Raw genomic sequence first — 24159 nt, 5'->3', positions numbered from 1 at the left:
CCCTGTATCTATCATCCAAAATAATACATTTAATCATGAGTAAAGTAATTAAAATTTTAGGAACCGGTTGCCCTAAATGTCAATCGATGACCAATGTTGTTAAAGACGTGGTTACCACAAATAACATTGATGCAACCATTGAAAAAGTTGAAGATATCGTAGAAATTATGAAATTCAATATCATGACGACACCTGCTTTGGTAATTGATGATGTTATTACCATAAAAGGAAGAGTCCCTTCAAAAGATGAAGTTCTTGCACTTTTAAACTAGAAAAAACAGCAATGCATTATTCTAATAAATCATGGTACATAGAAAATTGTAAAACAATTTTCGAATACGAGTAGCTATGTTTAATTGGTTACAACAAATAGCAGATTGGCTGGTTTATGATGTCTTGAATTTAGATCAGAAACAACATCTGGCTGAAGCCTTAAACTTCTTTATTTACGATACTGTTAAAATTCTAATCCTTCTTGTTATTGTCATCTTTTTTATGGGCATCGTTAACAGTTATTTCCCCATAGACAAGGTTAAAAATTATCTGTCAAGAAAAAAACTATATGGTCTGGAATACCTTATGGCAAGTCTTTTTGGAGTTGTCACTCCGTTTTGTTCCTGTTCATCGGTTCCGTTATTCATTGGCTTTGTAAGAGGCGGTATTCCGTTGGGAGTTACGTTTGCTTTTCTAATTACATCTCCTTTAGTTAATGAAGTCGCCATTGGCCTTTTTATAGGTTTGTTTGGTATAAAAACCACAATTATCTATATCATTAGTGGCGTATTACTTGGAACCATATCCGGAATCATTCTTCAAAATCTTAATCTGGAACGCTACCTGACACCCTGGGTAAAAGACGTTTTAACAAATGCTAAAAAAGAACAAGATATATTTCAAGCTGAAAAGCAACCTTTCACGAAGCGCTTACCTGTAATATGGACTGAAGTTGTAAACATTCTTAAAGGTATTATACCTTATGTTATTGTTGGAATTGCCATTGGCGGATTCATGCACGGATATATTCCTGAAGGCTTTTTTGAAAAATTTATGGCTAAGGACAATCTTTTTGCTGTTCCGCTTGCCACCATATTATCTATTCCCATGTACTCAAACGCGTCAGGTATACTTCCTATAGTTCAGGTATTAGTTTCTAAAGGTATACCATTAGGGACTGCCATTGCCTTTATGATGGGGGTTGTTGGCCTGTCGCTTCCCGAAGCCATGCTCTTGAAAAAAGTTATGACTTTTAAACTTATTGCTATATTTTTTAGCGTGGTAACTCTATGCATTATCATTTCAGGATATCTATTCAATATTATCTTATAACTTGGATAATGCAACAGACAAGCCTGCATTGCAATTCTAGAAAGTAATGCCCTTTATCTTTTTATAATCCAAAATAGCTTTACTATCGGATAACAATGACACATAGTAACACACACTTGATAAGCGCGCATATAAACTAGAACTATCGATTTTTATATTTTTAGGCAAACCTTTTAAAATCAGTTTATCGTAATTGGAAGCCGTACCGTTAAAACTATTATTTACCGCAGTAGTATAAGTTTCTAACAAGGTATTAATAACACCATAACCCGCAATTTCTTTATCAATGACTTCGGTTGATTGATATATATTTTCGATACTTATTTTTATGATATCATTAATCTGCGCTTCGTATTTGCATTTATCCATTAATGCACAGTCGAAATCGCCATTTAAAATAGCTTCTTCATTTTCCATGAAAATATCGACCGCTTCATTAATTAAAGACCCAATAGCCAGTGCTCGCAAATACCCAATTCGGTCGGCTTTAGTCGATAACGCATAATAATTTTCAGGACGGATGGTATGACGAATAATTTTTGACAAATACTCCAAGGCATATTCCTCCTGAATAAGCCCAAGATTGATACCATCTTCAAAATCGATAATGGTGTAACAAATATCATCGGCAGCTTCTACTAAAAATGTTAGCGGATGGCGCGCGTAACTAACACTGTCTTCACTACGCTTTATCAATCCAAGTTCTTCGGCAATATCAATATATGCTTCCTTTTCACTTTGGAAAAATCCATACTTTTTATCTGCAATATGAGCTGTTGGCTTTTTGGGTAACGATTCTTTTGGATACTTAGTAAACGCCCCAAGAGTAGCATAACTTAGACGTAATCCTCCAATACGACCAGCACGATCTTCAGTTAAAATTTTAAAACCATTGGCGTTTCCTTCAAAATCACATAAATCCTGATACTCCTTTGCGGTTAATTCGTCTTTATATTTTAATCCTTCTCCGGTTTTAAAGAATTCTCCAATAGCCTTTTCACCTGAATGTCCAAATGGCGGATTACCAATATCGTGAGCTAAAGCTGCCGCAGCCACAATAGCACCAAAGTCGTTAGCCTGATAGCCATGAACATTTTGTAAATGCGGATGTTTTTCAAGTAATTTTTTTCCAACCAATCGCCCTAAAGAGCGTCCAACAACACTAACTTCCAGACTGTGTGTTAGGCGGGTATGAACAAAATCGGTTTCCGATAAAGGAATAACCTGCGTTTTATCTTGTAAACTTCTAAATTCTGATGAAAATATAATACGATCATAATCAACCTCAAAACCCAGACGCGTTTCGTCCTGCTCTTTTCTAAGTCGTTTATTAGTATCACCAAATCGCTTTAAAGATAATAGTTGTTCCCAGTTCATAGTAAATTATTAATGCATGGCAAGATAGTTAAATTCACCAATATTTACGGGGCTTTTATTCGCTACAAATATTCTAAACCTAACTTCTATTAACATTAAGATAACATTAAGTAAATATTCTTTAATATTGAGATAACACAATACTTGTATTTAAGCTTTTAATTTGCAGTCTATTAAAAAAACACATATAAATGAAACGTTTATTTTTTGTAGCCGCAATGTTAATTTCAGCAATGTCTTTTAGCCAAAACACTGGCTTAGTTGTTGGAAAAATTATGGATGCCGAAGTAAATAATGCGCCTTTAGTATTAGCTAATGTAACTATTAAGGGTACTGAAACTAAAGTTGATACAGATCAAACAGGTTTATTTGTATTTGAAAACTTAGAAGCAGGAGATTACACCTTAGTATGTAGCTTTGTGGGTTACGAAACAAAAGAAATTAATATTCATGTTGACGCTTTTGAACCTACAGAACTTAAATTTTCATTAGCAGCAAGCACCATTTCATTTGATGAATTAGCGCTTCTTACTGCCACTGCCGAAAACAACAATAAAACCTTACCTCAAGGATAAAAATATAAATATATTAGGGATTAATATATTCGAGTAGTCTGCAAAGCCAATAACCAAGTTATTGGCTTTGTTATTTTTAAAACAAAACCTTTCACCAAAAAACAAGCGTACCTATAGAATTTCATTGATTTGTTTCCATACTTCAATGTTAAGTTAACGTTTACAAACATTAAATCTCATAACATTCACATAACGCTTTTATTACTATTGTTTAACTTCTAGATAACGATGCGTTCATACAACGTAACGTTCTTTGCAGCAGATAAAAACTAACATTTTATGAAAAAATTTACTGTATTGCTAATGCTATTAGTAGGAGCAATATCATACGCACAAACCACTGGTTCTGTGGTTGGTAAACTTACTGATAAAGAATATAACGACGAGCCATTAGCCTTTGCTAACGTCCTTATTAAAGGAACCACAACCGGTACAACTTCAGACTTTGACGGACTATATAGTCTTGAAAATCTAGAAGCTGGTAATTACACTTTAGTTTTCAGTTTCGTAGGTTACGAAACTCAAGAAATTGCTGTTACAGTAACAGCTGGAAAAGTAACAGAAGTTAATGTACCTATGGGTGCCAGCGCTGCTTCATTAAGCGAGGTTGTTATTACAACTACTACAAAACGTGAAAGCGAAACTGCCTTATTATTAGAACAAAAGAAAGCGGTTATTATTAAAGAAAGTATTGGATCAGAACGTTTATCGAAAATTGGTGTTTCTGATGCTTCTGCTGCTACCGAAAAAATTTCTGGGGTAACTAAAAGTGAAGGTTCTGGAGATATCTACATTAGAGGTCTTGGTGACAGATATTTATCGACTACCATGAACGGTTTACCAATTCCTTCTGATGATGTTAACAATAAAAACATTAATCTGAACTTATTCTCGACTAACATTATTGAAAATGTTGGAATTAGTAAAACATATACAACTTCTAGTTATGCAGACCAGAGTTCTGGTACGGTAGATATTTCAACTAAAAGTTATGCTAAAAAAGAATTAGCTATCCAATTATCTTCTGGTTACAACACCAATGTATTAGGATTAAATGGATTTAAAACCAGTATTGTTTCTGATGATGTAACTTTTGGTTTCCATAAAAAGCAATATGCATTAGTTGATTTAATTACAAGACAAGGTTGGGAACCTGTAAACACTAAAAACATTGGTAACTACGGACTTCAATTAAACGGAGGTACTAAATTTGATTTATTTGGTAAAGAAGTAAAATTATTTGCTGCGGGATCACACTCTAAATCTTATGAATACAGAGATGGTATGTTTAAAAGCTACCGTTCAAACGTATTAGACAATGCCTTTACAGATGTAGAGCAATATAATACTAAAACTAACTCTACAGGGTATATCGATTTAGGTTTAAAACTTAACGACAACCACAACCTTAAATTAACAAGTTTATCGGTTAATACAAGTAACGACCAGGTTTACGAACAAGGTAGAAATGGTGAAGGTTATGTTTTCGATCAAGACCCTAAAGAAGACGGTGCTTTTGTTAGAGACCAAAACTTCAAACAAACTACGATGTTAGTTAACCAGTTAGCTGGTACTCACAATATCACTGAAAAAAATCAATTAACCTGGGCAGGAGGCTTTAACTATGTATTTGCACAAGAGCCTAACAGAATTCGTAACGAAGCTAACATTTTCGAAGAAGAAGGTTACGTGCAATATTCTCACGTTGGTGATTTCCAACAAAGAAAATCTAGCCAGAAAATTGAAGATTACGAATACAATGCATTTATTAACGATGCTATTGAATTCGGTAAATTAGATGAGGATGACATGTCGCCATTCAAACTAAATATCGGTGCTAACTTCCGTCAAAAAGACCGTACTTTCAGTTCTCAATTTATTGGTGTTAGAGCTCGTGGTTTCCAGGTACCGGATGTAGATAGCTTCTCATTAACATTCACTCCAGACAACTTCCAAAACGGGTTAGTATTACGTGAAGGTGCTCCAGACCGTTATGATGCCGACATAAACATTATGTCAGGTTATGCAAACTTAGATTTTGGAACTAACAAACGTTTCTCTGGTAATGCAGGTGTTCGTTTTGAAAGAGATGAAATAAATGTACTTTGGGATGTTAACAACTACGTTGGTCGTGTTGGCGAAACAACAAAAGAATATACAGGGCTTTACCCAAGTGTTAACTTAAAGTATGAATTAAACGAAAAACAGTTTTTACGTTTAGCATCGAGTTTAACTCAAACTTTACCTGAGTTTAAAGAAATCGCTCCTTTCGAGTACGTTTCTCCAACTGGTCGTATTACAAGAGGTACACCAACCTTAGAGAAATCGGATGTGTTTAACATGGATTTAAAATATGAATTTTTCCCAAGTAACGGTGAATTAATTTCAGCTACTGGTTTCTACAAGCAAATTAAAAATCCTATAAACTTAGCACAAAGTAGAGGATCATCAGGTGTATTCGAATATCAAAACACAGGAGATCAGGCTGAAGTTTTTGGTTTAGAATTAGAAACAAGATTCGACTTAATTAAAAATGAAGACGAAGAAAGCTTATTAAACTTCAACGCTAACGTTACTAAAATGTGGTTTAATCAGGATTTATATGAAAACTATCAGTACAAAGATGTTACTGAAACCGATTTACAAGGTGCTTCAGATTTAATCTTAAACGGATCCTTAAGCTATAATAGTAATACTGAAAGAGAATTCAATGCTACTTTAACTGGTAACTATTCTTCTGATAAAATCTTTGCTTTAGGTTCTCCTGAAGATTTTGATAACAGTGATGTACTTTATAACGATCAAATCATCGAAAAAGGATTCGTAACTTTAGATTTAGTAGTAAGTAAAGAAATTACTGATAAGCTACAAATTAAGTTTGTTGGAAGAAACTTATTAAATCCAGAAATCGAGCAAACGCAGTTAATTAGAGATATCCCAACAGGTATCGAAACTAACGAAACTGTACAATCTTACAAGAAAGGAAGCTTATTAAGCTTAAGCCTAAAATACACATTCTAAATCAGTTAACATTGAGTTAACAAATGTCTTTCGTCGCGAAGCAAAGGTAACCTAGTTTTAATATTAGGTTAATAGTGAACAAACACTTAGTCCTTTACTTTGCGACGAAATTATTTTGCTTCGAAAAGCACAAAAAACTAATTAAAAAACAAAATGAAAAAATCATTCCTAAATTTATTTAAAGCTTTTGCTGCATCGGCAGTATTAGTTGTTGCTACAAGCTGTGATTCTGAAGACCCAGCTCCAATTGGTGGAGGTGACACTGAAGTTATGGCTAACTTAAAAGATGGTGTATTAAACGGAACTTTAAAAGAAAACTATACACTTAACGCGGCTGTACAATATCAATTAACTGGTTCATTCATTATTGATGAAGGTGCTATCTTAACTGTACCTGCTGGAACGACAATTGTTGCTGACAATGGTGGTACAGATGTTTACATCGCGGCATTAAAAGGAGCTCAAATAAATATTAACGGTACTGCTAGCAATCCAGTAGTTATGTCTTCTGTAGATGGTAACCCTGGAGACTGGGGTGGATTAACACTTTGTGGTAATGCTACGACTTCTGCTGGTGTTGATGCTGTTGCTGAAGTAGGTGGATTTATCTACGGTGGTAACGACGATAGCGATAGCTCAGGTATTATCCGTTACTTACAAATTGTTGGTACTGGTGCACAAATTAACTCTGAGTCTCAATACAATGGAGTATCTTTTTACGCTGTAGGTTCTGGTACTTTAGTTGATAACGTTGCTGTTATAAATGGTGATGATGACGGTGTTGAGTTCTTTGGTGGAACTGTATCTGTTACAAACTTATACTTAGAAAACAACAGTGATGACGCTATCGACTGGACTGAAGGTTGGAGTGGTTCTGTAACAAACGCTTATATTTCTCATACTGTTGCTGGTTTCTCTACTGCTTTTGAAGGTGATAAAGCTAACGGTGACCCAAAATTCACAAACATTACTGCAATCTCTACTGTTGGTGGTACTGCTTTACAGTTTAAGAAAGAATCAGGAGGAACTATCACTGGTTTATCTTTAAGTGGTTACGATATTGATTTAGATATGAAAGATGCTGGAGCGCTTTCTAACGTAGTATTCGTTGATGGATATACTCCAGTAGCTTTAGAAGAAGATGATGCAAATACTGCTGATGTAGATGAAAGTGCTTACACTTTCGCTTTAAACACGTCAGTTGTTCCTACTGTAGACGTTGCTGATTTTGATTGGGTAGATTCTGATTTATCATTCGATAGTGCTGTTTTACAAGGAGCTGTTACTGGAGACGTAACTTTAGATGCTTCTGTAAGCTATAAACTTAACTCTTCTTACATCGTGCAGTCTGGAGCTTCATTAACAATCCCTGCTGGAACAAAAATTACAGCTAGAGATGGTGGTACAGGTGTTTACATCGCTGTTTTACAAGGAGGTCAAATCTTTATTGAAGGTACTCCTGCTAATCCTGTTATAATCTCTTCTGTAAACGCTAATCCTGGTGACTGGGGTGGTTTAACCATCTGTGGTAACGCTACAACTTCTGCTGGTGTTAATGCAGTTGCTGAAATTGGTGGTTTCATCTACGGAGGAACTAACGATACTGATAACTCAGGTTCTATTAAAAACTTAGTAATAAAAGGAACTGGAGCTCAAATTAACTCTGAGTCTCAATACAACGGTGTATCTTTCTATGCTGTAGGTTCTGAAACTGTTTTAGAAAACATCGCTGTAATCAATGGTGATGATGATGGTGTTGAGTTCTTTGGAGGTACTGCTTCTATTACTAACTTATACTTAGAAAACAATAGTGATGATGCTATCGACTGGACAGAAGGTTGGAGTGGAACTATTGATAACGCTTACATTTCTCATACTGTAGCTGGGTTCTCTACTGCTTTTGAAGGAGATAAAGCTAACGCAAATCCTAAATTCAATAACATTACAGCAATCTCTACTGTTGGAGGTACTGCTTTACAGTTCAAAAAAGAATCTGGAGGATCTATTACTGGATTACACTTAATTGGTTATGATAATGATTTAGATATGAAAGATGGTGGAGCTTTATCTAACGTACAAATAGATGGAGCTACTGCAGATGCTACTTTAATTTCTGGCACATTCTATACCTTAAATTCAGGTAAAAGTGCTGCTGCTTTAGACATCACTTCTTGGACTTGGATCAACGCTAGCTTATAGTATTAAGCTTTCATACTAAACATAAAAAAAGCATCTCAATCGAGATGCTTTTTTTATGTTTAGTATTTACGTTTTAAAGACCCTTATCGTTCTTCACGTTTGTTTCTTTTAAACTTGCTATTTCATTAGCGTTGTAATCTACTTCTTTTATAGTTTCACCAGTATAGTAAAACCATTTGCCGACTTTTTTCCCATTATCATAATTACCAGAAACCGTTTTCTTACCTTCTTCGTTGTAGCTTAACCATTCACCTTGTAATTTACCATCTGTAGTGTAAAACCCTGTTTGGGCTACCACTCCATTGTCATGATAGTAAGTTACCTCAATTAAATTAGTATCTTTATTAAGCTTTAAGTCTCTTTTTTGTTGTCCAAAAGAAACCACAGTAACTAAAAAGGCCAGAGATAAAATAAACTTCTTCATAATCATGGGGTATTAAACATTTATACAGTAAATATACGCATTTCATAACATTTAATCAACAGTTAGGTAACATTAATTTAACATTGAATACATTTAATACTGAATACCAATACGTTATATGTTAAAATTTAACATACGTGAATTAATAATTACTTAATATTACCGTTACATTTAAATCATCCAATTACGTTTTATTTGCGTGAGTCTTAAGACAACATTTAGTATTTCATATAATCTATTAGTTTTTGTCGACTACATTATTATGATTTCTATGGAGACTACCTTCGGCCAAGGTAGTCTCTTTTTTTTTACGTACATTTAACATTAAGGAAACATTGAAATCGTTTTAAAGTTAGACTTTTGCCGGCGACAAAAACTTAGAATAAAATTTATGAAATTTAGATGGAGCCTGGTAGCTATTTTAATGTTAGCTACAAGCACTTATTATGCGCAAGAAACTAATGCCCCAAAGTTTGGCAAAGGACTTTTTAATCTAGTTGGCAAGGACAGTTCATTTACAATGAAAGTTGGATTTCGTATGCAACTTTTAGGAACTTCAACATGGCAGGATGGAGAATCTTTAGAAACCAGTATGTTAATTAGACGTTCGCGTTTAAAATTTGACGGTTTCGCCTTCTCTCCAAAACTTCAGTATAAAATAGAGTTAGGATTAGCTAACCGCGATATGTCTGGTGCTTCCCAATACACCAGTAATTCTCCAAGATACGTAATGGATGCTGTTTTAAAATGGAATTTTGCAGGAAACTTTGTATTATGGGCAGGACAAACCAAATTACCAGGGAACCGCGAACGTGTAATTTCGTCGGCAGACTTACAATTGGTAGACCGTTCGTTAGTAAACAGCCGTTTTAACATTGACCGTGATATGGGACTTCAGTTAAGACACCATTTCAACCTAACAAATAAATTTATTGTTAAAGAAATAGCTTCTATTTCTCAAGGTGAAGGTCGTAATGTAACAACAGGGAATGAAGGTGGACATCAATATACCGGACGTGTGGAATTGTACCCTTTTGGAGATTTTATAAGCAAGGGAGACTATAAAGGTTCTGATTTAAACCGCGAGCAAACTCCTAAATTAGCTGTTGGAGCAACATATAACTTCAACAACAACGCCGTAAGAGACCGAGGAAATCTGGGATCTTACATGGAAACTAATGAAGGGCTGTACGAAACAAATATTTCTACTATCTTTATAGATGCCATGTTTAAGTATAAAGGATTCTCTTTTATGGGTGAATATGCCGATAGAACAGCTGATGACCCAATAGCTAAAAATGCTGATGGTAGTTTAACAGGAGCTGAAGTACAAGTTGGTAAAGGTTTAAACCTTCAATCAGGCTATTTATTCAAAAATAACTGGGAAGTTACTGGTCGTTATACCAACGTAGAATTAGATAAAAATATTACAGGTAAAAATCCTGAAACACAATATACATTAGGACTATCTAAATTTATTGTAGGACATAAATTAAAAGTACAAACCGATATTAGCTATTTAGATGTACCAACCAACAACGGTCAGGTGATGTACAGACTACAGTGCGATATCCATTTCTAAAAGTTAACATTAATATAACATTACATACAGAAACACTAAAGATATTTGCAAACTATTTCTAATTAAAAAATGGAAAATATTTATTTATTTATGATTATTGCCCTGGCCATTTTAGCCATTGCCGATTTGGTTGTTGGGGTTAGTAACGACGCGGTAAACTTCTTAAACTCCGCTATCGGTTCGAAAGCCATTTCGTTTAAAACGATAATGATTGTTGCCAGTATTGGTATTGCCGTAGGAGCTATTTTCTCAAGCGGTATGATGGAAGTTGCCCGAAAAGGGATTTTCAATCCGCATGAATTCATGTTCAATGAAATTATGATCATTTTCATGGCGGTAATGATTACAGACATCCTCCTTTTAGACTTTTTTAATACGGTTGGTATGCCTACCTCTACAACAGTTTCTATTGTATTCGAATTACTGGGAGCTTCTGTTGCTATGGCCCTTATTAAAATTGCACATCAAAACGGAAACTTTTCCGATGTTGTAAACTACATTAACACCTCGAAAGCGACGTCAATTATATTTGGTATTTTACTCTCGGTAGTAGTTGCTTTTTCAATAGGAGCCATTGTACAGTGGATTACCCGTTTATTATTGTCATACAACTTTTTAAATAAAGCTAAATGGGTTGGTGCTGTTTTTGGTGGTTTAGCCTTAGCTTCAATTACCTACTTTATTTTCTTAAAAGGAATTAAAGGAACTGCATTTGCCAGTCAGGAATTGGAGATGCTTGGCGGGATGAAAATCAGCAAGTTCTTAGAAGAAAAAGTACTACTTATTGTGTCTTTAAGTTTTGTGTTATGGAGTTTAATTTCATACGCCTTAATGACCTTCTTAAAAGCGAATATCTATAAAGTAATTATTGCTGTTGGTACCTTTGCCTTAGCATTAGCTTTCGCTGGAAACGATTTAGTAAACTTTATTGGTGTGCCTATCGCTGGTTACCAGTCTTACAACGCCTGGGTTAGTTCTGGTGTTGCTGCCGATGCATTTAGCATGGGTGTATTAGCTGAAAAAGTACCTACGCCAACCATTATGCTTGTTATTTCAGGTTTAGTAATGGTAGCTACGTTATGGTTCTCTTCAAAAGCGAAGAAAGTAACTGAAACAGAAATTAATTTATCTAGAGAAGGTGAAGGAAAAGAACGTTTTCAACCAAACTTCTTATCTCGTGGTTTCGTAAGATCGGCTATTGCTATGTCGCAAATGTCATCGTTTATCTTACCAGGATCGTGGCAAGAAAAAATTGAAAAACAATTTGAAAAACCAGAAGTGTCAACTTCAAAATCGAAAGCTAAAGATTTACCGGCTTTCGATATGGTTAGAGCAGCTATTAACTTAACAGTTGCTGCAGCTTTAATCTCTTTAGCGACTTCTATGAAATTACCTCTTTCTACAACTTATGTAACCTTTATGGTGGCCATGGGTACCTCTTTAGCCGACAGAGCCTGGGGTAGTGAAAGCGCTGTATATCGTGTTGCCGGAGTATTAAACGTTATTGGAGGTTGGTTCTTTACCGCATTTATCGCCTTTATCGCTGCCGGATTAATTGCATATTTAATTAACTGGAATGTATCTGTAATGGTACCGGTTTTATTATTATTTGCTATTGTTTTATTAGCGAGAAACTATATTTCACATAGAAAATCATCTGCGGAATCTAAAACTGAAGATAGCTTAACCCTTTCTGAAAACAGCTCTATTCAAGGTGTTATTCACGAAAGCTCTAAAAACATTGCTAATGTTGTAAAACGCGGAAACAAAATTTACACCAATGCCATTAACGGTTTAGCAAAACAGGATTTAGTTTTATTGAAGAAGAACAAAACTCAGATTATCAAACTATCGAATGAAGTTGATGAATTGAGAGACAATATCTTCTATTTTATTAAAAACTTAGATGAATCTAGTGTTGGCGCGAGTAACTTCTACATTCACATTTTAGGTTATTTACAAGATATGGTTCAGTCTTTAGAGTACATTACTAAAGTGAGTCATAAACACATAAACAACAACCATAAAAAGTTGAAGTTTAATCAGATTAAAGAACTTAAAGAAGTAGATGAGCGTTTCGAAAGATTATTCACTAATGTTCACAATGCATTTAACACAGAATCTTTCGATCAACTTTCTGTAATTTTAGGAAGAAAATCTGAAATCACTTCTTTAGTTACAACTAAAATTCAAAAACAGGTTGAACGTACTCGTACTGAAGAATCGAGTCCGAAAAACACAACCTTATACTTTAGCTTACTTTTAGAAACTAAAGATTTATTAAATGCAACTATGAATCTTTTAGAAGAATACGACCAGGCACACGACGCATCTGTAGTTCCTGCGACTATTAAAGCTGAAGAAACAAAAGCATAAGTAACATATTACTTCATATAAAAAAGCCTGTGAAATTTTCACAGGCTTTTTTGTTTTATGTCTTTTATAAATAAGATAAAACTATCTTAATACTAAACCCCTATTTACTTAACATAATGCACCTAATTTGGCTCTCACAAAGTAAAGGGAAATCCTTTTCAATAACATTTGAATCGTTGAGTTAGATAAAAGCACCTGTTCTGGGTGCTTTTTAATTTTTATAACATCCTATATACGAATACTATTTAATTCCTACCTATTTTGTATACATTTGCAGAAAACAAACCAATTATGATATCAGAAAACAGTTATTTTAACAATAATGTAAAATCCTTAGGCTATACCACAGCTGAAGGAAAATCAACTTTAGGCGTTATGGAACCGGGAGAATACGAATTCTCAACCTCACTACATGAAACTATGACCGTCATTGAAGGTGAGATGACCGTAAAACTTCCTAATTCAAATGAATGGGCAACATATAAAGCAGGTGAAGCCTACGAAATTGACGCAAATAAAAGCTTTTTAGTAAAGGTTGGCACACAAACCTCATATTTGTGTCAGTACCAATAAAACCAGACCTTAATCAAACTAAAAAAGCACCTCCAAAGAGGTGCTTTTTTTGTAATATAACACTTAATTAAAAAATCATTCTCAGCCAATTAAAAGCTCATATAGAATGCATATTATTATGAACCACACATCACACAATCGTCGTCACCTTGACCGGCTTTAGCTTGTGCAATTAGGGCTTTCATTTCTTCTGGAGTCATTGGTTGAACATCAACCTCTGCCTGTGTTTGTTTTGAAAATTTAGCTGCATTTTTTGCTGCTACATTTTGCTTTTGATCCTGCTCCTGAACATTAACCTCTTTAACTTCTACAGCCTGAGCAACAGGTTCTTCTTTTTTAGTGGTCTGAAGCGTAAATTTAATGGCATCTACAGCACTCTTAGTACGTAAGTAATACATACCTGTTTTTAAGCCGCTTTTCCAGGCATAGAAGTGCATCGATGTTAATTTAGCCATGGTTGCTCCTTCCATAAACAAGTTAAGCGATTGCGACTGATCGATAAAGTATCCACGTTGACGAGACATATCGATAATATCTTTCATACTTAACTCCCAAACCGTTTTATAAAGCTCTTTAATGTGCTGAGGAACATCAACATTTTGTACTGAACCATTAGCACGCATTATATCTTGTTTTAAACTTTCATTCCAAAGACCAAGTTCTACCAAGTCTTCTAACAAATGTTTATTTACAACGATAAATTCACCCGATAATACACGACGTGTATAAATGTTAGATGTGTAAGGCTCGAAACACTCGTTATTTCCTAAAATCTGAGATGTTGAAGCTGTTGGCATTGGTGCTACTAAAAGCGAGTTACGAACTCCGTGTTTTAATACCTGCTGACGCAATTTATCCCAATCCCAGTTACCGCTTAATTCTTCATCTTTAATATTCCAAAGATTGTGTTGGAACTGACCTTTACTAATAGGAGAACCTTCGTAAGTCTGGTAAGGTCCGTCTACCTTAGCTTCTTCCATACTTGCTGTTACAGCAGCATAGTAAAGGGTTTCAAAAATATCCTGGTTTAATTGTTTTGCTTCATCACTGGTGAAAGGCATACGTAATTTAATAAACGTATCTGCCAATCCTTGTACACCTAATCCAATTGGACGGTGACGCATGTTTGAGTTTTCAGCTTCAATTACCGGATAGTAATTTCTGTCGATTACTCGGTTTAAGTTTTTTGTTACACGTTTTGTAATACGGAATAATTCCTTGTGATCGAACTCTCCGTTTTTAATAAACATTGGTAACGCAATCGATGCTAAGTTACATACGGCAACTTCATCTGGAGATGTGTATTCAAGAATCTCTGTACATAAATTAGACGAACGAATGGTACCTAAATTCTGTTGGTTCGATTTACGGTTCGCTGCATCTTTATACAGCATGTACGGTGTACCCGTTTCGATTTGAGATTCTAATATTTTCTCCCAAAGTTCACGTGCCTTAATGGTTTTACGACCTTTACCTTCGCTTTCGTATTTTAAATATAATTCTTCAAATGCTTCACTGTGCACTTCGTCTAATCCAGGACATTCGTTAGGACACATTAAGGTCCAAGATCCGTCTTCCTGAACACGTTTCATGAATAAATCTGAAATCCACATCGCGTAGAATAAATCACGCGCACGCATTTCCTCCTTACCGTGGTTTTTCTTCAGGTCTAAGAAATCCATAATATCGGCATGCCAGGTTTCGATGTACATCGCGAAACTTCCTTTACGCTTTCCTCCTCCTTGATCTACATAACGTGCTGTATCGTTAAATACTTTTAGCATTGGAACAATACCATTTGATGTACCGTTGGTTCCGGCAATATAACTTCCTGTTGCTCGGATATTGTGAATAGCTAAACCAATTCCTCCGGCAGATTGAGAAATTTTGGCCGTTTGTTTTAATGTATCGTAAATACCATCAATACTGTCATCTTTCATTGTTAAAAGAAAACAAGACGACATTTGTGGTTTTGGCGTTCCTGAATTAAATAAAGTTGGCGTCGCATGAGTAAAGTATTTTTTAGACATCAACTCGTAAGTTTCTACTACCGATTCGATATCGTCTAAGTGAATACCAACTGCTACACGCATTAACATGTGCTGCGGACGCTCGGCAATCTTTCCGTTTAATTTTAACAGGTAAGAACGCTCTAATGTTTTAAATCCGAAGTAATCGTAACCAAAATCGCGGTTGTAGATAATGGTAGAATCTAACACCTCTTTGTTATCCATAATCACTTTGTATACATCATCTGCTAAAAGCGGAGCTTCTTGTCCTGTACGCGGATTGATGTAAGTATAAAGATCGTGCATAACATCACTAAAACTCTTCTTCGTGTTTTTATGTAAGTTAGACACAGAGATACGTGCTGCTAAACGTGCATAATCTGGATGCGCCGTAGTCATGGTTGCAGCAATCTCAGCAGCTAAATTATCAAGTTCGCTCGTGGTTACACCATCGTAAAGTCCTTCAATTACTCGCATTGTTACTTTTAACGGGTCTACTAACTCGTTTAATCCGTAACATAATTTTCGCACCCTTGCGGTGATTTTGTCGAACATAACCTGTTCTTTTCTGCCGTCTCTTTTGATTACATACATAGTATTACACGTGTTTTGGTTTTCCTGATTACAGCTTCAGAAAAAGGGTTAATTAGATATTTCCAAATACCGATCAATAAAAAGATCAATACTTAGATGATTTAGTTGGATATAAAACTTGTTTGAACCCCATTCCCCAGAAGGGAATGAGATGATACTTTTATAGATTAATAAGATGATTCTTCAACCGGATTTTTAATTAAAAATCTTCGTCGAAAGAGAACTTATCTTTGTCTTCTTCTTTGTTAAGAACTCCTGCCTTTTGATATTCAGACACACGTTTTTCGAAGAAATTTGTTTTTCCTTGTAACGAAATCATATCCATAAAATCAAATGGGTTACCTACATTGTAAACTTTCTCGCAGTTTAATTCAACCAACAACCTGTCGGTAACAAATTCTAAGTACTGTGTCATTAATTTAGAGTTCATACCAATTAAACTAACCGGTAAAGACTCGGTAATAAATTCGCGCTCGATATCTAAAGCGTTAACAATAATATCTTTAATACGCTCTTTAGGCACCTGGTTTACTAAATGGTTGTTGTGTAAGTGCACCGCAAAGTCGCAGTGTACACCTTCGTCTCTCGAGATTAACTCGTTAGAGAAGGTTAAACCTGGCATTAAACCACGTTTCTTTAACCAGAAAATAGAACAGAACGCTCCGGAGAAGAAAATACCTTCTACTGCTGCGAATGCAATTAAACGCTCTGCAAAACTTGGTGATTCAATCCATTTTAAAGCCCAGTCTGCTTTTTTCTTAATCGCCGGGAAATTTTCAATAGCATTGAATAAAATGTCCTTTTCTTTTTCGTCTTTTACGTAAGTATCAATTAATAGGGAGTAGGTTTCACTGTGAATATTTTCCATCATGATTTGAAATCCGTAGAAAAATTTGGCTTCACTGTACTGAACTTCATTAACGAAGTTTTCAGCTAAATTCTCATTTACAATACCATCGCTTGCTGCGAAGAAAGCAAGAATGTGTTTAATAAAATAACGCTCATCATCAGTTAACTTATCTTTCCAATCGGTTAAATCCTGATGTAAATCGATTTCCTCTGCGGTCCAGAAACTTGCTTCTGATTTTTTATACCATTCCCAGATGTCATGATGCTGAATTGGGAATATTACAAAACGATCTTTATTTTCTTGGAGAATGGGTTCGATAGCCTGAGACATTGTTTTTGAGAGTTTTAATTTTAAAGTTTAACGAAAATTTTTAATCGATTTGGGAGTAACAAATATTGGAAAATGATGTTAAAAATGAAAGCTTTAGTTATAAACATTGTGCAAAAGTTTTTAACAATAATGAAAATTACTGAGTATAAGAAGTTTACAAATAAAAAACACTAAAATACTGATTATCAGTATTTTACATTTTTGGTTTTTTCAAAAAGTTTACAGAAATTAAAAGTTTTCCGACCGGAAAACCCTTTATTTTACAGGTGTTTTAAGCAATTATTTAGCCTCGGCGATTTTCTCCAACTCAGCATACCAGTCTTCACCAAATTTTCTTATCAAAGCATTTTTAACAAATTTGTAAACAGGCACCTGTAATTCCTTTCCTAGAGAGCAAGCATCGTCACAAATTTGCCATTTATGATAATTCACAGCCGAAAATTCACTGTAATCCTGAACACGAATTGGATACAGTTCACAAGACACCGGTTTTTTCCATGACACGTCACCATTTCGATAAGCCGCTTCAATACCGCAAAGTGCTACGTCCTTCTCATCATAAATAACATAAGCACAGTCGGCACCATTAATAAGAGGCGTTTCTAATTCACCATCATCTTCCGACGTCACAAAAGCACCTTGCGCTTCAATAGCATCAATACCCTCCTGACGTAAGTAAGGTTTCACCTTTGGGTAAATATCTTTTAAAATCTGAGCTTCTTCTTTATCCAGTGGTGCTCCTGCATCACCATCAACACAACACGCTCCTTTACATGCCGAAAGATTACACACAAATTCTTTTTCTATAATATCTTCAGAAACAATTGTTTTCCCTAATTGAAACATACCTTTACTACCATTTTTCGGGTGCAAAAATAACGAAACTTTATGTTTAAAACACTATTGTAATTTATGATATTGCTATACATTTGTTACGAAATTTAAAACATGAACTTATGCAATTCAACTTTAAAGAAATATTTACTGCCTTTATGGTTCTCTTCGCTGTTATCGATATTATTGGAAACATTCCAATTATTATTGATTTAAGAAAAAAAATGGGACACATTCAAAGTGGTAAAGCTTCCATTATTGCCGGAGTTATTTTAATCATGTTTTTATTTTTAGGTAAAAGCATTTTGAATCTGGTTGGTATTGATGTAAACTCCTTTGCAGTTGCCGGTTCATTTATATTATTCTTTATTGCTTTAGAAATGATTCTTGGCATTACCCTTTACAAGGAAGAAGAGCACAGCGCTATGTCTGCCACGGTGTTCCCTTTAGCTTTCCCATTAATAGCAGGCCCAGGAAGTTTAACCACATTATTATCGCTAAGAGCAGAGTTTAGCACCGAAAATATAATTGTTGCGGTACTCTTAAATGTTATTATTATTTTTGTAGTGCTTAAAACATCAAAAAAGATTGAGCGCCTTATAGGGCAAAACGGAATTAATATTATCCGTAAAGTATTCGGGGTTATTTTATTGGCTATTGCCGTTAAATTATTCGCTCACAACATTAAAGCCTTATTCGCTTTAACCTAAAAACATTCTTAAAAATGAAAATAGCAACCATAGTTATAAGTGTATTAGCATTGGCCCTTGTGGTTTTTAATGCAACAAAAATTAATTTCAGCGCCCCATTACAAGGCGAAAGTTCTGTTGCGATTATTACCATTTTAGCTTCGCTTTGCGCCATTCTTATTATGCTTATTTTATACACATCTAAGCGCATAGAACAAAAAGTAAAAGAACGCCGTTAATATGCAATTTGATGCTTTAATTATTGGAGGTGGCGCAGCTGGTTTATCCTGTGCTTTAATTTTAGGCTCCGCAAAGAACAAAGCCTACGCTAAAGACAAACACATTGGTATTGTTGTTCACCAAAAAACATCACATCTTCAAACCGCTTTATTCAATAATGTTCTAGGCCTTACACCAGGCACTACAGGTGCGTCTGTTTTAGAAAGCGGGAAACAGCAACTTACTAAGCTTTATCCGCATGTAGAACAAATTGAAGGTGAAAAGGTTCTTGAATTAGAAAAAATTAAAAACGGTTTTAAAATTAAAACCAACAAACACACCTATCAATCTAAAATTGTTGTTGTTGCGGTTGGCTATACCAATTTAATGCACATTAAAGGTTTAGAACAATATGTTGAGCCTCACCCAAGATCTGCAATTGAAAAAGACCGTATCTGGTTAAAAAACACCGACCATTTAATTGAAGAAAATCTTTATGTTGCCGGATCTTTAGCAGGATGGCGCAGTCAGTTTGCTATTTGTTCAGGTAGTGGCGCTCATGTCGCTACAGACATTCTAACCCTTTGGAATGAAGGGAATCATGCTAAAGTACACGATAAAATAGAAGAGTAATTACTCCCATACCTCACTTAACCGAATTACCTCATCAATCATAATATCACTCTGATTGATAATTTGCTCAAATGCACCATCACCATACAATTGATCGGCTAAAGCAGCTTTAATGTATTGCTTCACCTCGTCGTGATAAGCCACAAAAGTAATTTTAGTATTGGTACGAAGATTTACATAATCCTGAAAGTCGAAAACCATTTCATCGCTCACCATGTAGTTATCAATAAAATCTTCTCGAGACATAATACCATAGGCCTTTCGATCTTTATCCAACTCTACGAACACAAAATTACTTATAAAACCACTACGCTGTAAAAAGGTTAAGGTTTCGTTTTGTAAGCTTGTATCGATAGGAACAAATACATCAGGAATAATACCTCCGCCTCCATAAACCACTTTACCTTTTGGTGTTGTAAATTTTAGGGAATCGGCTACTTTAATCTTATCGGAATCAAATAACTCTCCACTCTCAATACGATCGAAATAATCATGATAATAATCGTCGTTTCCTTTGTTATAAGAACGTTGAATAGAACGTCCTGTTGGTGTATAATACCTAGAGACAGTCAGTCTTACAGCACTGCCGTCACCTAAATCCATTTCACGTTGTACCAGGCCTTTACCGTAACTTCGGCGACCAACAATAGTCCCTTTGTCGTTATCCTGAAGCGCTCCGGCTACAATTTCACTTGCCGATGCCGAATTTTCATTAATTAACACAAATAACTTACCGTCTTCAAAATCGCCTTTGCTGGTAGCAAAGTTTTTTTCAATATGACCTCGTTTATTTTTGGTGAATAATATTAGCTTTTCATCTTCTAAAAACTCATCAACAATTTGCTCGGCAATCCCAAGAAAACCACCCGGATTATCACGTAAATCTAAAGCGATTTCTGTCGCGCCTTCATCCAGTAATTTATCTAAAGCTGTTTTAAACTCTTTATAAGTCGACTCCGCGAAGCGGTTAATTTTTATATAACCCAGCTTACCAGTTAACATGTAAGCTGCATCAACACTTTTAATAGGAATCGCAGAACGCTTCACTGTAAAATCTAAAAGTTTCGATTCGCCCTTTCTATAGACCTTTAATTTCACTTTAGTGTTTTCAGGTCCTTTTAGCTTATCGACCATATCACTATTGTTCAGCTTCGCTCCAAAAAGTGTATCGCCATCGGCCATTAAAATACGATCACCGCCTTTAATACCAGCCCTTTCACTTGGTCCGCCTTCAATAGCACGAATAACTGCAATACTATCTCTAAAGGGATAAAAACTTACGCCAATACCAATAAAATCGCCTTTCATGTTTTCTGAAACGCGCTGCATATCTTCTTTTGGAATATACACCGAATGCGGATCGAGATTCTCCAGAATGCCATTTACTGTAACATCTACAATGCTATCGGTGTTAATGTCATCAACGTAATCGTAATCTATATAATCGATAAGTCGGTTAAGCTTATCTTTTTTGCTATTTGTAGAAAACAACCTGTCCGGCGAATCACTAAAATTTAACTTTCCGCCAATAAAAATCCCTGCCGCAATAGCAACACCAAGTATTAAGGGCAAGTATTTTTTATTATTAGACATTAAGCTTCTATATCTTCAATTTGTTTCAGTTCGATGCCAGCTTTAGCTAAAAATTTAAGACCAGAATCGTCTTTGTAAGCATCCTGATAAACCACTTTTACAATACCTGCTTGGTGTATAAGTTTACTACATTCTTTACACGGTGACATGGTAATGTATAAGGTAGCTCCTTTACATGATTGTGTCGATGCCGCTACTTTTAAAATCGCATTGGCTTCGGCATGCAAAACATACCATTTTGTGTAGCCTTCATCATCTTCACAAAAATTTTCAAACCCCGATGGCGTACCATTATACCCATCAGAAATTATCATTCTATCCTTTACAATAAGTGCTCCAACCTGTCTGCGGTTACAGTAAGACAATTTTCCCCACTCTTTAGCAATTCTTAAATACGCTTTATCGTACTTAAGCTGTTTAATCTTCGGCATGAATCTGTATTTGTTTTTGGCGTGTTGATTTTAGCAACCAGGCTTTCGGTAGTCGCTTTTATTTTTACAAAATAAAGAGCTCCAACAACTACCTCAATCCTTCACGCGAAATAATATAACGAATATACTTGGTTCGTATTTTAATTACAACCCTACTTCGTTAAACTTTTACGAAAGTTTATATAATTTTAGATGTTAAGTACTTAATTTTTAGATTAAGCCAAGAAATCGCTGTTTAAAATCATAGGAATAACGAGCCCAACCACAATGGCCGAAATCACCATAATCCAGTCGCGTTTTGAAAAACGGAAAATGGTTTGCACCAAATACCCTAAAAACAACACGATAAATACAATAATAATCTGTGCGATTTCTATTCCTAATGCAAATTCTAATAACAATACAAGTTTACTATCAGAATCTCCAAGTAACATTTTAAACTCTCTGGCAAAGCCTAACCCGTGAATTAATCCAAAAAATAAAGTAGATAAAAATAAAACACCCACTTTTTCCTTTTGCGCGCCTTTTCCCGACGTAAACACATTAAACAAGGCGACCACTAAAATGGTAATAGGTATTAAAAATTCAACAATCGTAGCATTTACACTCACCATCCCATAAGATGCCAGAACCAAAGACAAAGTATGTCCTAGGGTAAACATAGAGACCAATAAAAACACGCGTTTCCAGTCTTTAAACAAATAAGGAACCGTTAAAACAATAAGGAATAAAACGTGGTCGTAAGCTTTGATATCAAGGACATGATTTATACCATACTCTACGTTAAACCAAAAATTCTCTAGCATAATAATTAATTAAGATATGGGAAATGTCAAAGATACAATTAATTCGATTTTTTCAGAGGCGTGTTATACTTTTTATCCAACTGAAAGAGCATCTCTTTAGTAATATCCTGAAGATCAAAACTATGATTCCATCCCCAGTCTGCTCTGGCACGTGAATCATCAATACTTTTAGGCCAGCTATCTGCAATGGTCTGCCTGTAATCCGGACTGTAGATTATTTTAAAATCGGGATGCGATGCCTGAATACTTTCTGCAACGTCTTTTGGTGTAAAGCTAATAGCCGATAAATTATAAGACGACCTTATTTTTATTGCTTCGGCAGGTGCTTCCATAATATCAACAGTTGCCTTTATAGCATCATCCATATACATCATGGGTAGTTTCGTGTTTTCAGACAGAAAACATTCATAAGCCCCATCGGTTATCGCTTTATGATAAATTTCAACAGCATAATCGGTAGTTCCTCCGCCAGGCATGGTTTTCCAGCTTATAATTCCAGGGTAACGTAAACTCCTGACATCTACCCCAAATTTATTAAAATAATACTCACACCAACGCTCGCCCACCTGCTTGGTAATACCATAAACGGTTGATGGCTCCATAACAGTATACTGAGGTGTATTTTCAACCGGAGTTGTGGGTCCAAACACCGCAATACTCGATGGCCAGAATACTTTTTTAATCACATTGGCTTTCGCCAGATTTAGCACATGAAACAGCGATTCCATATTTAAATCCCAGGCTTTCATTGGGAATTTTTCTCCCGTAGCACTAAGCATGGCAGCCATAAGGTAAATCGTGTCAATCTGATATTTATCGACGCATATTTTAATACTGGAATAGCTTCGCGCATCGACCACTTCAAAAATACCTGTATTAACAACACCTAAATTGCTGTAACTAATATCGCTTGCAATAACATTCGAACTACCATACAAATCACGTAGCTTAAATGTTAATTCTGAACCAATTTGTCCGCAAGCCCCTATTATTAATATTTTAGGTTTCATTTAACCAAGGTTTTATGTGTACTACTTAAAATTACTAAGATTTTATTGAAAACTTTTCATTTCTACATGAAAACATTTTAAACTTCATCACCATCTATTTTAAAGATTAATAAACTATTCCTATATCTTTGCCGTTGTATTTATATTTAAAAAACCTATGAATTTTAAATTTTTAAGTCTTTTAGGCATTTTCATCATAATCATGAGTTCTTGTAAGCAATCTGAAAACCAGGAACAAAATACCGATACTTCTAAAAACACTAACGAAGTGACGGAAAGTGATATTGCCAAACTTAAATACACCGAATTCTTATTAGATAATCAAACAGAAGAAGCCATACAAAGCTGGAACGAATACACACAAATTAACGATGTTGTTAACAACGTAAAAAAAGGCGACCTCAGCTTTTTCAATGACAACGATGAAGCCATCACTGTTCTCCTTAAGGATTTTAATAAAAATATTCCCGAAAAAGTAAATACCGATGCTGTTAAAGCACGTATTACAGCATTTGAAACCAAACTTTATAAACTACAAAGTTTTTCCGGGTTATCGACAACCAAACGAGATGAGTTGCTTGCAACGATTAAAGAATTTCTAGTTGCATTTTCAAATTTGAACCTTCAAATGAATAAAAAAATGGAGGCCGACAAAAACGTTTTTGAACGTCCTTAATCTGCTTTTCATTTTAACAGGTTTGTTCTTTC

At 35.1% G+C, this 24159-nt stretch carries 21 protein-coding genes; 12 read left to right on the top strand and 9 right to left on the bottom strand.

Annotated elements, in window-relative coordinates; all coding sequences use genetic code 11:
- The first annotated feature begins 35 nt into the window (after nt 1-35).
- Together R1X58_RS07315 and R1X58_RS07310 are read left to right on the top strand one after the other, a co-directional pair.
- The gene (locus R1X58_RS07315; protein WP_240575171.1) at nt 36-272 is read left to right on the top strand and encodes a thioredoxin family protein; all 237 of its coding nucleotides are present in this window, start codon (nt 36-38) and stop codon (nt 270-272) included.
- Between the two features lie 76 nt (nt 273-348).
- Nucleotides 349-1326, top strand: coding sequence for a permease (locus R1X58_RS07310; RefSeq protein ID WP_240575170.1), 978 nt, complete (start codon nt 349-351; stop codon nt 1324-1326).
- A gap of 36 nt (nt 1327-1362) precedes the next feature.
- Here R1X58_RS07310 and dgt read toward each other — a convergent pair whose 3' ends face one another.
- Nucleotides 1363-2703, bottom strand: a complete 1341-nt coding sequence (dgt, locus tag R1X58_RS07305; protein WP_240575169.1) for a dGTP triphosphohydrolase — start codon at nt 2701-2703, stop codon at nt 1363-1365.
- 191 nt (nt 2704-2894) lie between these two features.
- Here dgt and R1X58_RS07300 point away from each other — a divergent pair, with 191 nt between their 5' ends.
- The 3 genes from R1X58_RS07300 (at nt 2895) to R1X58_RS07290 (ending at nt 8498) form a co-directional block, all read left to right on the top strand.
- Nucleotides 2895-3278, top strand: coding sequence for a carboxypeptidase-like regulatory domain-containing protein (locus tag R1X58_RS07300; protein ID WP_240575168.1), 384 nt, complete (start codon nt 2895-2897; stop codon nt 3276-3278).
- A gap of 279 nt (nt 3279-3557) precedes the next feature.
- Nucleotides 3558-6299 (top strand): TonB-dependent receptor, encoded by a 2742-nt coding sequence (locus R1X58_RS07295; RefSeq protein ID WP_240575167.1) that lies wholly within the window; start codon nt 3558-3560, stop codon nt 6297-6299.
- Nucleotides 6300-6452: 153 nt separating this feature from the next.
- Nucleotides 6453-8498, top strand: coding sequence for a hypothetical protein (locus R1X58_RS07290; protein ID WP_240575166.1), 2046 nt, complete (start codon nt 6453-6455; stop codon nt 8496-8498).
- A gap of 73 nt (nt 8499-8571) precedes the next feature.
- Here R1X58_RS07290 and R1X58_RS07285 read toward each other — a convergent pair whose 3' ends face one another.
- Entirely contained in the window at nt 8572-8922 is a 351-nt protein-coding gene (locus tag R1X58_RS07285; protein ID WP_240575165.1) for a toxin-antitoxin system YwqK family antitoxin, read from the bottom strand.
- Nucleotides 8923-9313: 391 nt separating this feature from the next.
- On the opposite strand from R1X58_RS07285, the gene R1X58_RS07280 reads away from it, so the two are divergent.
- The 3 genes from R1X58_RS07280 (at nt 9314) to ppnP (ending at nt 13453) form a co-directional block, all read left to right on the top strand.
- Nucleotides 9314-10504 (top strand): porin, encoded by a 1191-nt coding sequence (locus R1X58_RS07280; RefSeq protein WP_240575163.1) that lies wholly within the window; start codon nt 9314-9316, stop codon nt 10502-10504.
- 69 nt (nt 10505-10573) lie between these two features.
- The gene (locus tag R1X58_RS07275) at nt 10574-12880 is read left to right on the top strand and encodes an inorganic phosphate transporter (protein WP_240575161.1); all 2307 of its coding nucleotides are present in this window, start codon (nt 10574-10576) and stop codon (nt 12878-12880) included.
- Nucleotides 12881-13171: 291 nt separating this feature from the next.
- Nucleotides 13172-13453, top strand: a complete 282-nt coding sequence (gene ppnP, locus R1X58_RS07270) for a pyrimidine/purine nucleoside phosphorylase (protein ID WP_240575158.1) — start codon at nt 13172-13174, stop codon at nt 13451-13453.
- Between the two features lie 116 nt (nt 13454-13569).
- Here ppnP and R1X58_RS07265 read toward each other — a convergent pair whose 3' ends face one another.
- The 3 genes from R1X58_RS07265 to R1X58_RS07255 form a co-directional block, all read right to left on the bottom strand.
- Nucleotides 13570-16056: a ribonucleoside-diphosphate reductase subunit alpha gene (locus R1X58_RS07265; RefSeq protein ID WP_240575156.1), complete on the bottom strand. Its 2487-nt coding sequence runs from the start codon at nt 16054-16056 to the stop codon at nt 13570-13572.
- Nucleotides 16057-16255: 199 nt separating this feature from the next.
- Nucleotides 16256-17236 carry a ribonucleotide-diphosphate reductase subunit beta gene (locus tag R1X58_RS07260; RefSeq protein WP_188217076.1) on the bottom strand — a complete coding sequence of 327 codons (981 nt, stop codon included), beginning with the start codon at nt 17234-17236 and terminating at the stop codon, nt 16256-16258.
- A gap of 279 nt (nt 17237-17515) precedes the next feature.
- On the bottom strand, nt 17516-18082 hold the full coding sequence (locus R1X58_RS07255) for a DUF3109 family protein (RefSeq protein WP_240575289.1): 567 nt from the start codon (nt 18080-18082) through the stop codon (nt 17516-17518).
- A 110-nt stretch (nt 18083-18192) separates the two neighbouring features.
- Here R1X58_RS07255 and R1X58_RS07250 point away from each other — a divergent pair, with 110 nt between their 5' ends.
- From R1X58_RS07250 to R1X58_RS07240, 3 genes are read left to right on the top strand one after another with little or no spacing between them, the layout of a single operon-like run.
- Nucleotides 18193-18780 (top strand): MarC family protein, encoded by a 588-nt coding sequence (locus R1X58_RS07250; RefSeq protein WP_240575153.1) that lies wholly within the window; start codon nt 18193-18195, stop codon nt 18778-18780.
- A 14-nt stretch (nt 18781-18794) separates the two neighbouring features.
- Nucleotides 18795-18998 (top strand): hypothetical protein, encoded by a 204-nt coding sequence (locus tag R1X58_RS07245; protein WP_240575152.1) that lies wholly within the window; start codon nt 18795-18797, stop codon nt 18996-18998.
- Between the two features lies 1 nt (nt 18999).
- Nucleotides 19000-19611: an FAD-dependent oxidoreductase gene (locus R1X58_RS07240; RefSeq protein WP_240575150.1), complete on the top strand. Its 612-nt coding sequence runs from the start codon at nt 19000-19002 to the stop codon at nt 19609-19611.
- Here the strand turns inward: R1X58_RS07240 and R1X58_RS07235 are convergent, their stop codons facing one another.
- The 4 genes from R1X58_RS07235 to R1X58_RS07220 all read right to left on the bottom strand — a co-directional run bounded on the left by R1X58_RS07235 (nt 19612) and on the right by R1X58_RS07220 (nt 23451).
- The gene (locus tag R1X58_RS07235) at nt 19612-21204 is read right to left on the bottom strand and encodes a S41 family peptidase (RefSeq protein ID WP_240575141.1); all 1593 of its coding nucleotides are present in this window, start codon (nt 21202-21204) and stop codon (nt 19612-19614) included.
- The gene (locus R1X58_RS07230; protein WP_240575139.1) at nt 21204-21635 is read right to left on the bottom strand and encodes a deoxycytidylate deaminase; all 432 of its coding nucleotides are present in this window, start codon (nt 21633-21635) and stop codon (nt 21204-21206) included. The genes R1X58_RS07235 and R1X58_RS07230 overlap by 1 nt, the downstream gene beginning before the upstream one ends.
- Nucleotides 21636-21850: 215 nt before the next feature.
- Nucleotides 21851-22441: a HupE/UreJ family protein gene (locus R1X58_RS07225; RefSeq protein ID WP_240575137.1), complete on the bottom strand. Its 591-nt coding sequence runs from the start codon at nt 22439-22441 to the stop codon at nt 21851-21853.
- Nucleotides 22442-22479: 38 nt separating this feature from the next.
- Complete coding sequence (locus R1X58_RS07220; protein ID WP_240575135.1) at nt 22480-23451, bottom strand: NAD-dependent epimerase/dehydratase family protein; 972 nt, start codon at nt 23449-23451, stop codon at nt 22480-22482.
- Between the two features lie 157 nt (nt 23452-23608).
- Between R1X58_RS07220 and R1X58_RS07215 the strand changes: the two genes are divergently transcribed.
- Complete coding sequence (locus tag R1X58_RS07215) at nt 23609-24127, top strand: hypothetical protein (protein ID WP_240575133.1); 519 nt, start codon at nt 23609-23611, stop codon at nt 24125-24127.
- Nucleotides 24128-24159: the final 32 nt, after the last annotated feature.

Origin of the sequence: Aestuariibaculum lutulentum, assembly GCF_032926325.1 — a bacterium.
GTDB lineage: Bacteria > Bacteroidota > Bacteroidia > Flavobacteriales > Flavobacteriaceae > Aestuariibaculum > Aestuariibaculum lutulentum.
This window is presented reverse-complemented; position numbering and strand designations above follow the sequence as displayed.

Coding starts and splice junctions, on each gene's coding strand:
- R1X58_RS07285 (WP_240575165.1), bottom strand. CDS start 8,922: ATGAAGAAGTTTATTTTATCTCTGGCCTTTTTAGTTACTGTGGTTTCT.
- R1X58_RS07255 (WP_240575289.1), bottom strand. CDS start 18,082: ATGTTTCAATTAGGGAAAACAATTGTTTCTGAAGATATTATAGAAAAA.
- dgt (WP_240575169.1), bottom strand. CDS start 2,703: ATGAACTGGGAACAACTATTATCTTTAAAGCGATTTGGTGATACTAAT.
- ppnP (WP_240575158.1), top strand. CDS start 13,172: ATGATATCAGAAAACAGTTATTTTAACAATAATGTAAAATCCTTAGGC.
- R1X58_RS07275 (WP_240575161.1), top strand. CDS start 10,574: ATGGAAAATATTTATTTATTTATGATTATTGCCCTGGCCATTTTAGCC.
- R1X58_RS07265 (WP_240575156.1), bottom strand. CDS start 16,056: ATGTATGTAATCAAAAGAGACGGCAGAAAAGAACAGGTTATGTTCGAC.
- R1X58_RS07260 (WP_188217076.1), bottom strand. CDS start 17,236: ATGTCTCAGGCTATCGAACCCATTCTCCAAGAAAATAAAGATCGTTTT.
- R1X58_RS07220 (WP_240575135.1), bottom strand. CDS start 23,451: ATGAAACCTAAAATATTAATAATAGGGGCTTGCGGACAAATTGGTTCA.
- R1X58_RS07235 (WP_240575141.1), bottom strand. CDS start 21,204: ATGTCTAATAATAAAAAATACTTGCCCTTAATACTTGGTGTTGCTATT.
- R1X58_RS07300 (WP_240575168.1), top strand. CDS start 2,895: ATGAAACGTTTATTTTTTGTAGCCGCAATGTTAATTTCAGCAATGTCT.
- R1X58_RS07280 (WP_240575163.1), top strand. CDS start 9,314: ATGAAATTTAGATGGAGCCTGGTAGCTATTTTAATGTTAGCTACAAGC.
- R1X58_RS07250 (WP_240575153.1), top strand. CDS start 18,193: ATGCAATTCAACTTTAAAGAAATATTTACTGCCTTTATGGTTCTCTTC.
- R1X58_RS07230 (WP_240575139.1), bottom strand. CDS start 21,635: ATGCCGAAGATTAAACAGCTTAAGTACGATAAAGCGTATTTAAGAATT.
- R1X58_RS07295 (WP_240575167.1), top strand. CDS start 3,558: ATGAAAAAATTTACTGTATTGCTAATGCTATTAGTAGGAGCAATATCA.
- R1X58_RS07290 (WP_240575166.1), top strand. CDS start 6,453: ATGAAAAAATCATTCCTAAATTTATTTAAAGCTTTTGCTGCATCGGCA.
- R1X58_RS07310 (WP_240575170.1), top strand. CDS start 349: ATGTTTAATTGGTTACAACAAATAGCAGATTGGCTGGTTTATGATGTC.
- R1X58_RS07315 (WP_240575171.1), top strand. CDS start 36: ATGAGTAAAGTAATTAAAATTTTAGGAACCGGTTGCCCTAAATGTCAA.
- R1X58_RS07240 (WP_240575150.1), top strand. CDS start 19,000: ATGCAATTTGATGCTTTAATTATTGGAGGTGGCGCAGCTGGTTTATCC.
- R1X58_RS07245 (WP_240575152.1), top strand. CDS start 18,795: ATGAAAATAGCAACCATAGTTATAAGTGTATTAGCATTGGCCCTTGTG.
- R1X58_RS07225 (WP_240575137.1), bottom strand. CDS start 22,441: ATGCTAGAGAATTTTTGGTTTAACGTAGAGTATGGTATAAATCATGTC.
- R1X58_RS07215 (WP_240575133.1), top strand. CDS start 23,609: ATGAATTTTAAATTTTTAAGTCTTTTAGGCATTTTCATCATAATCATG.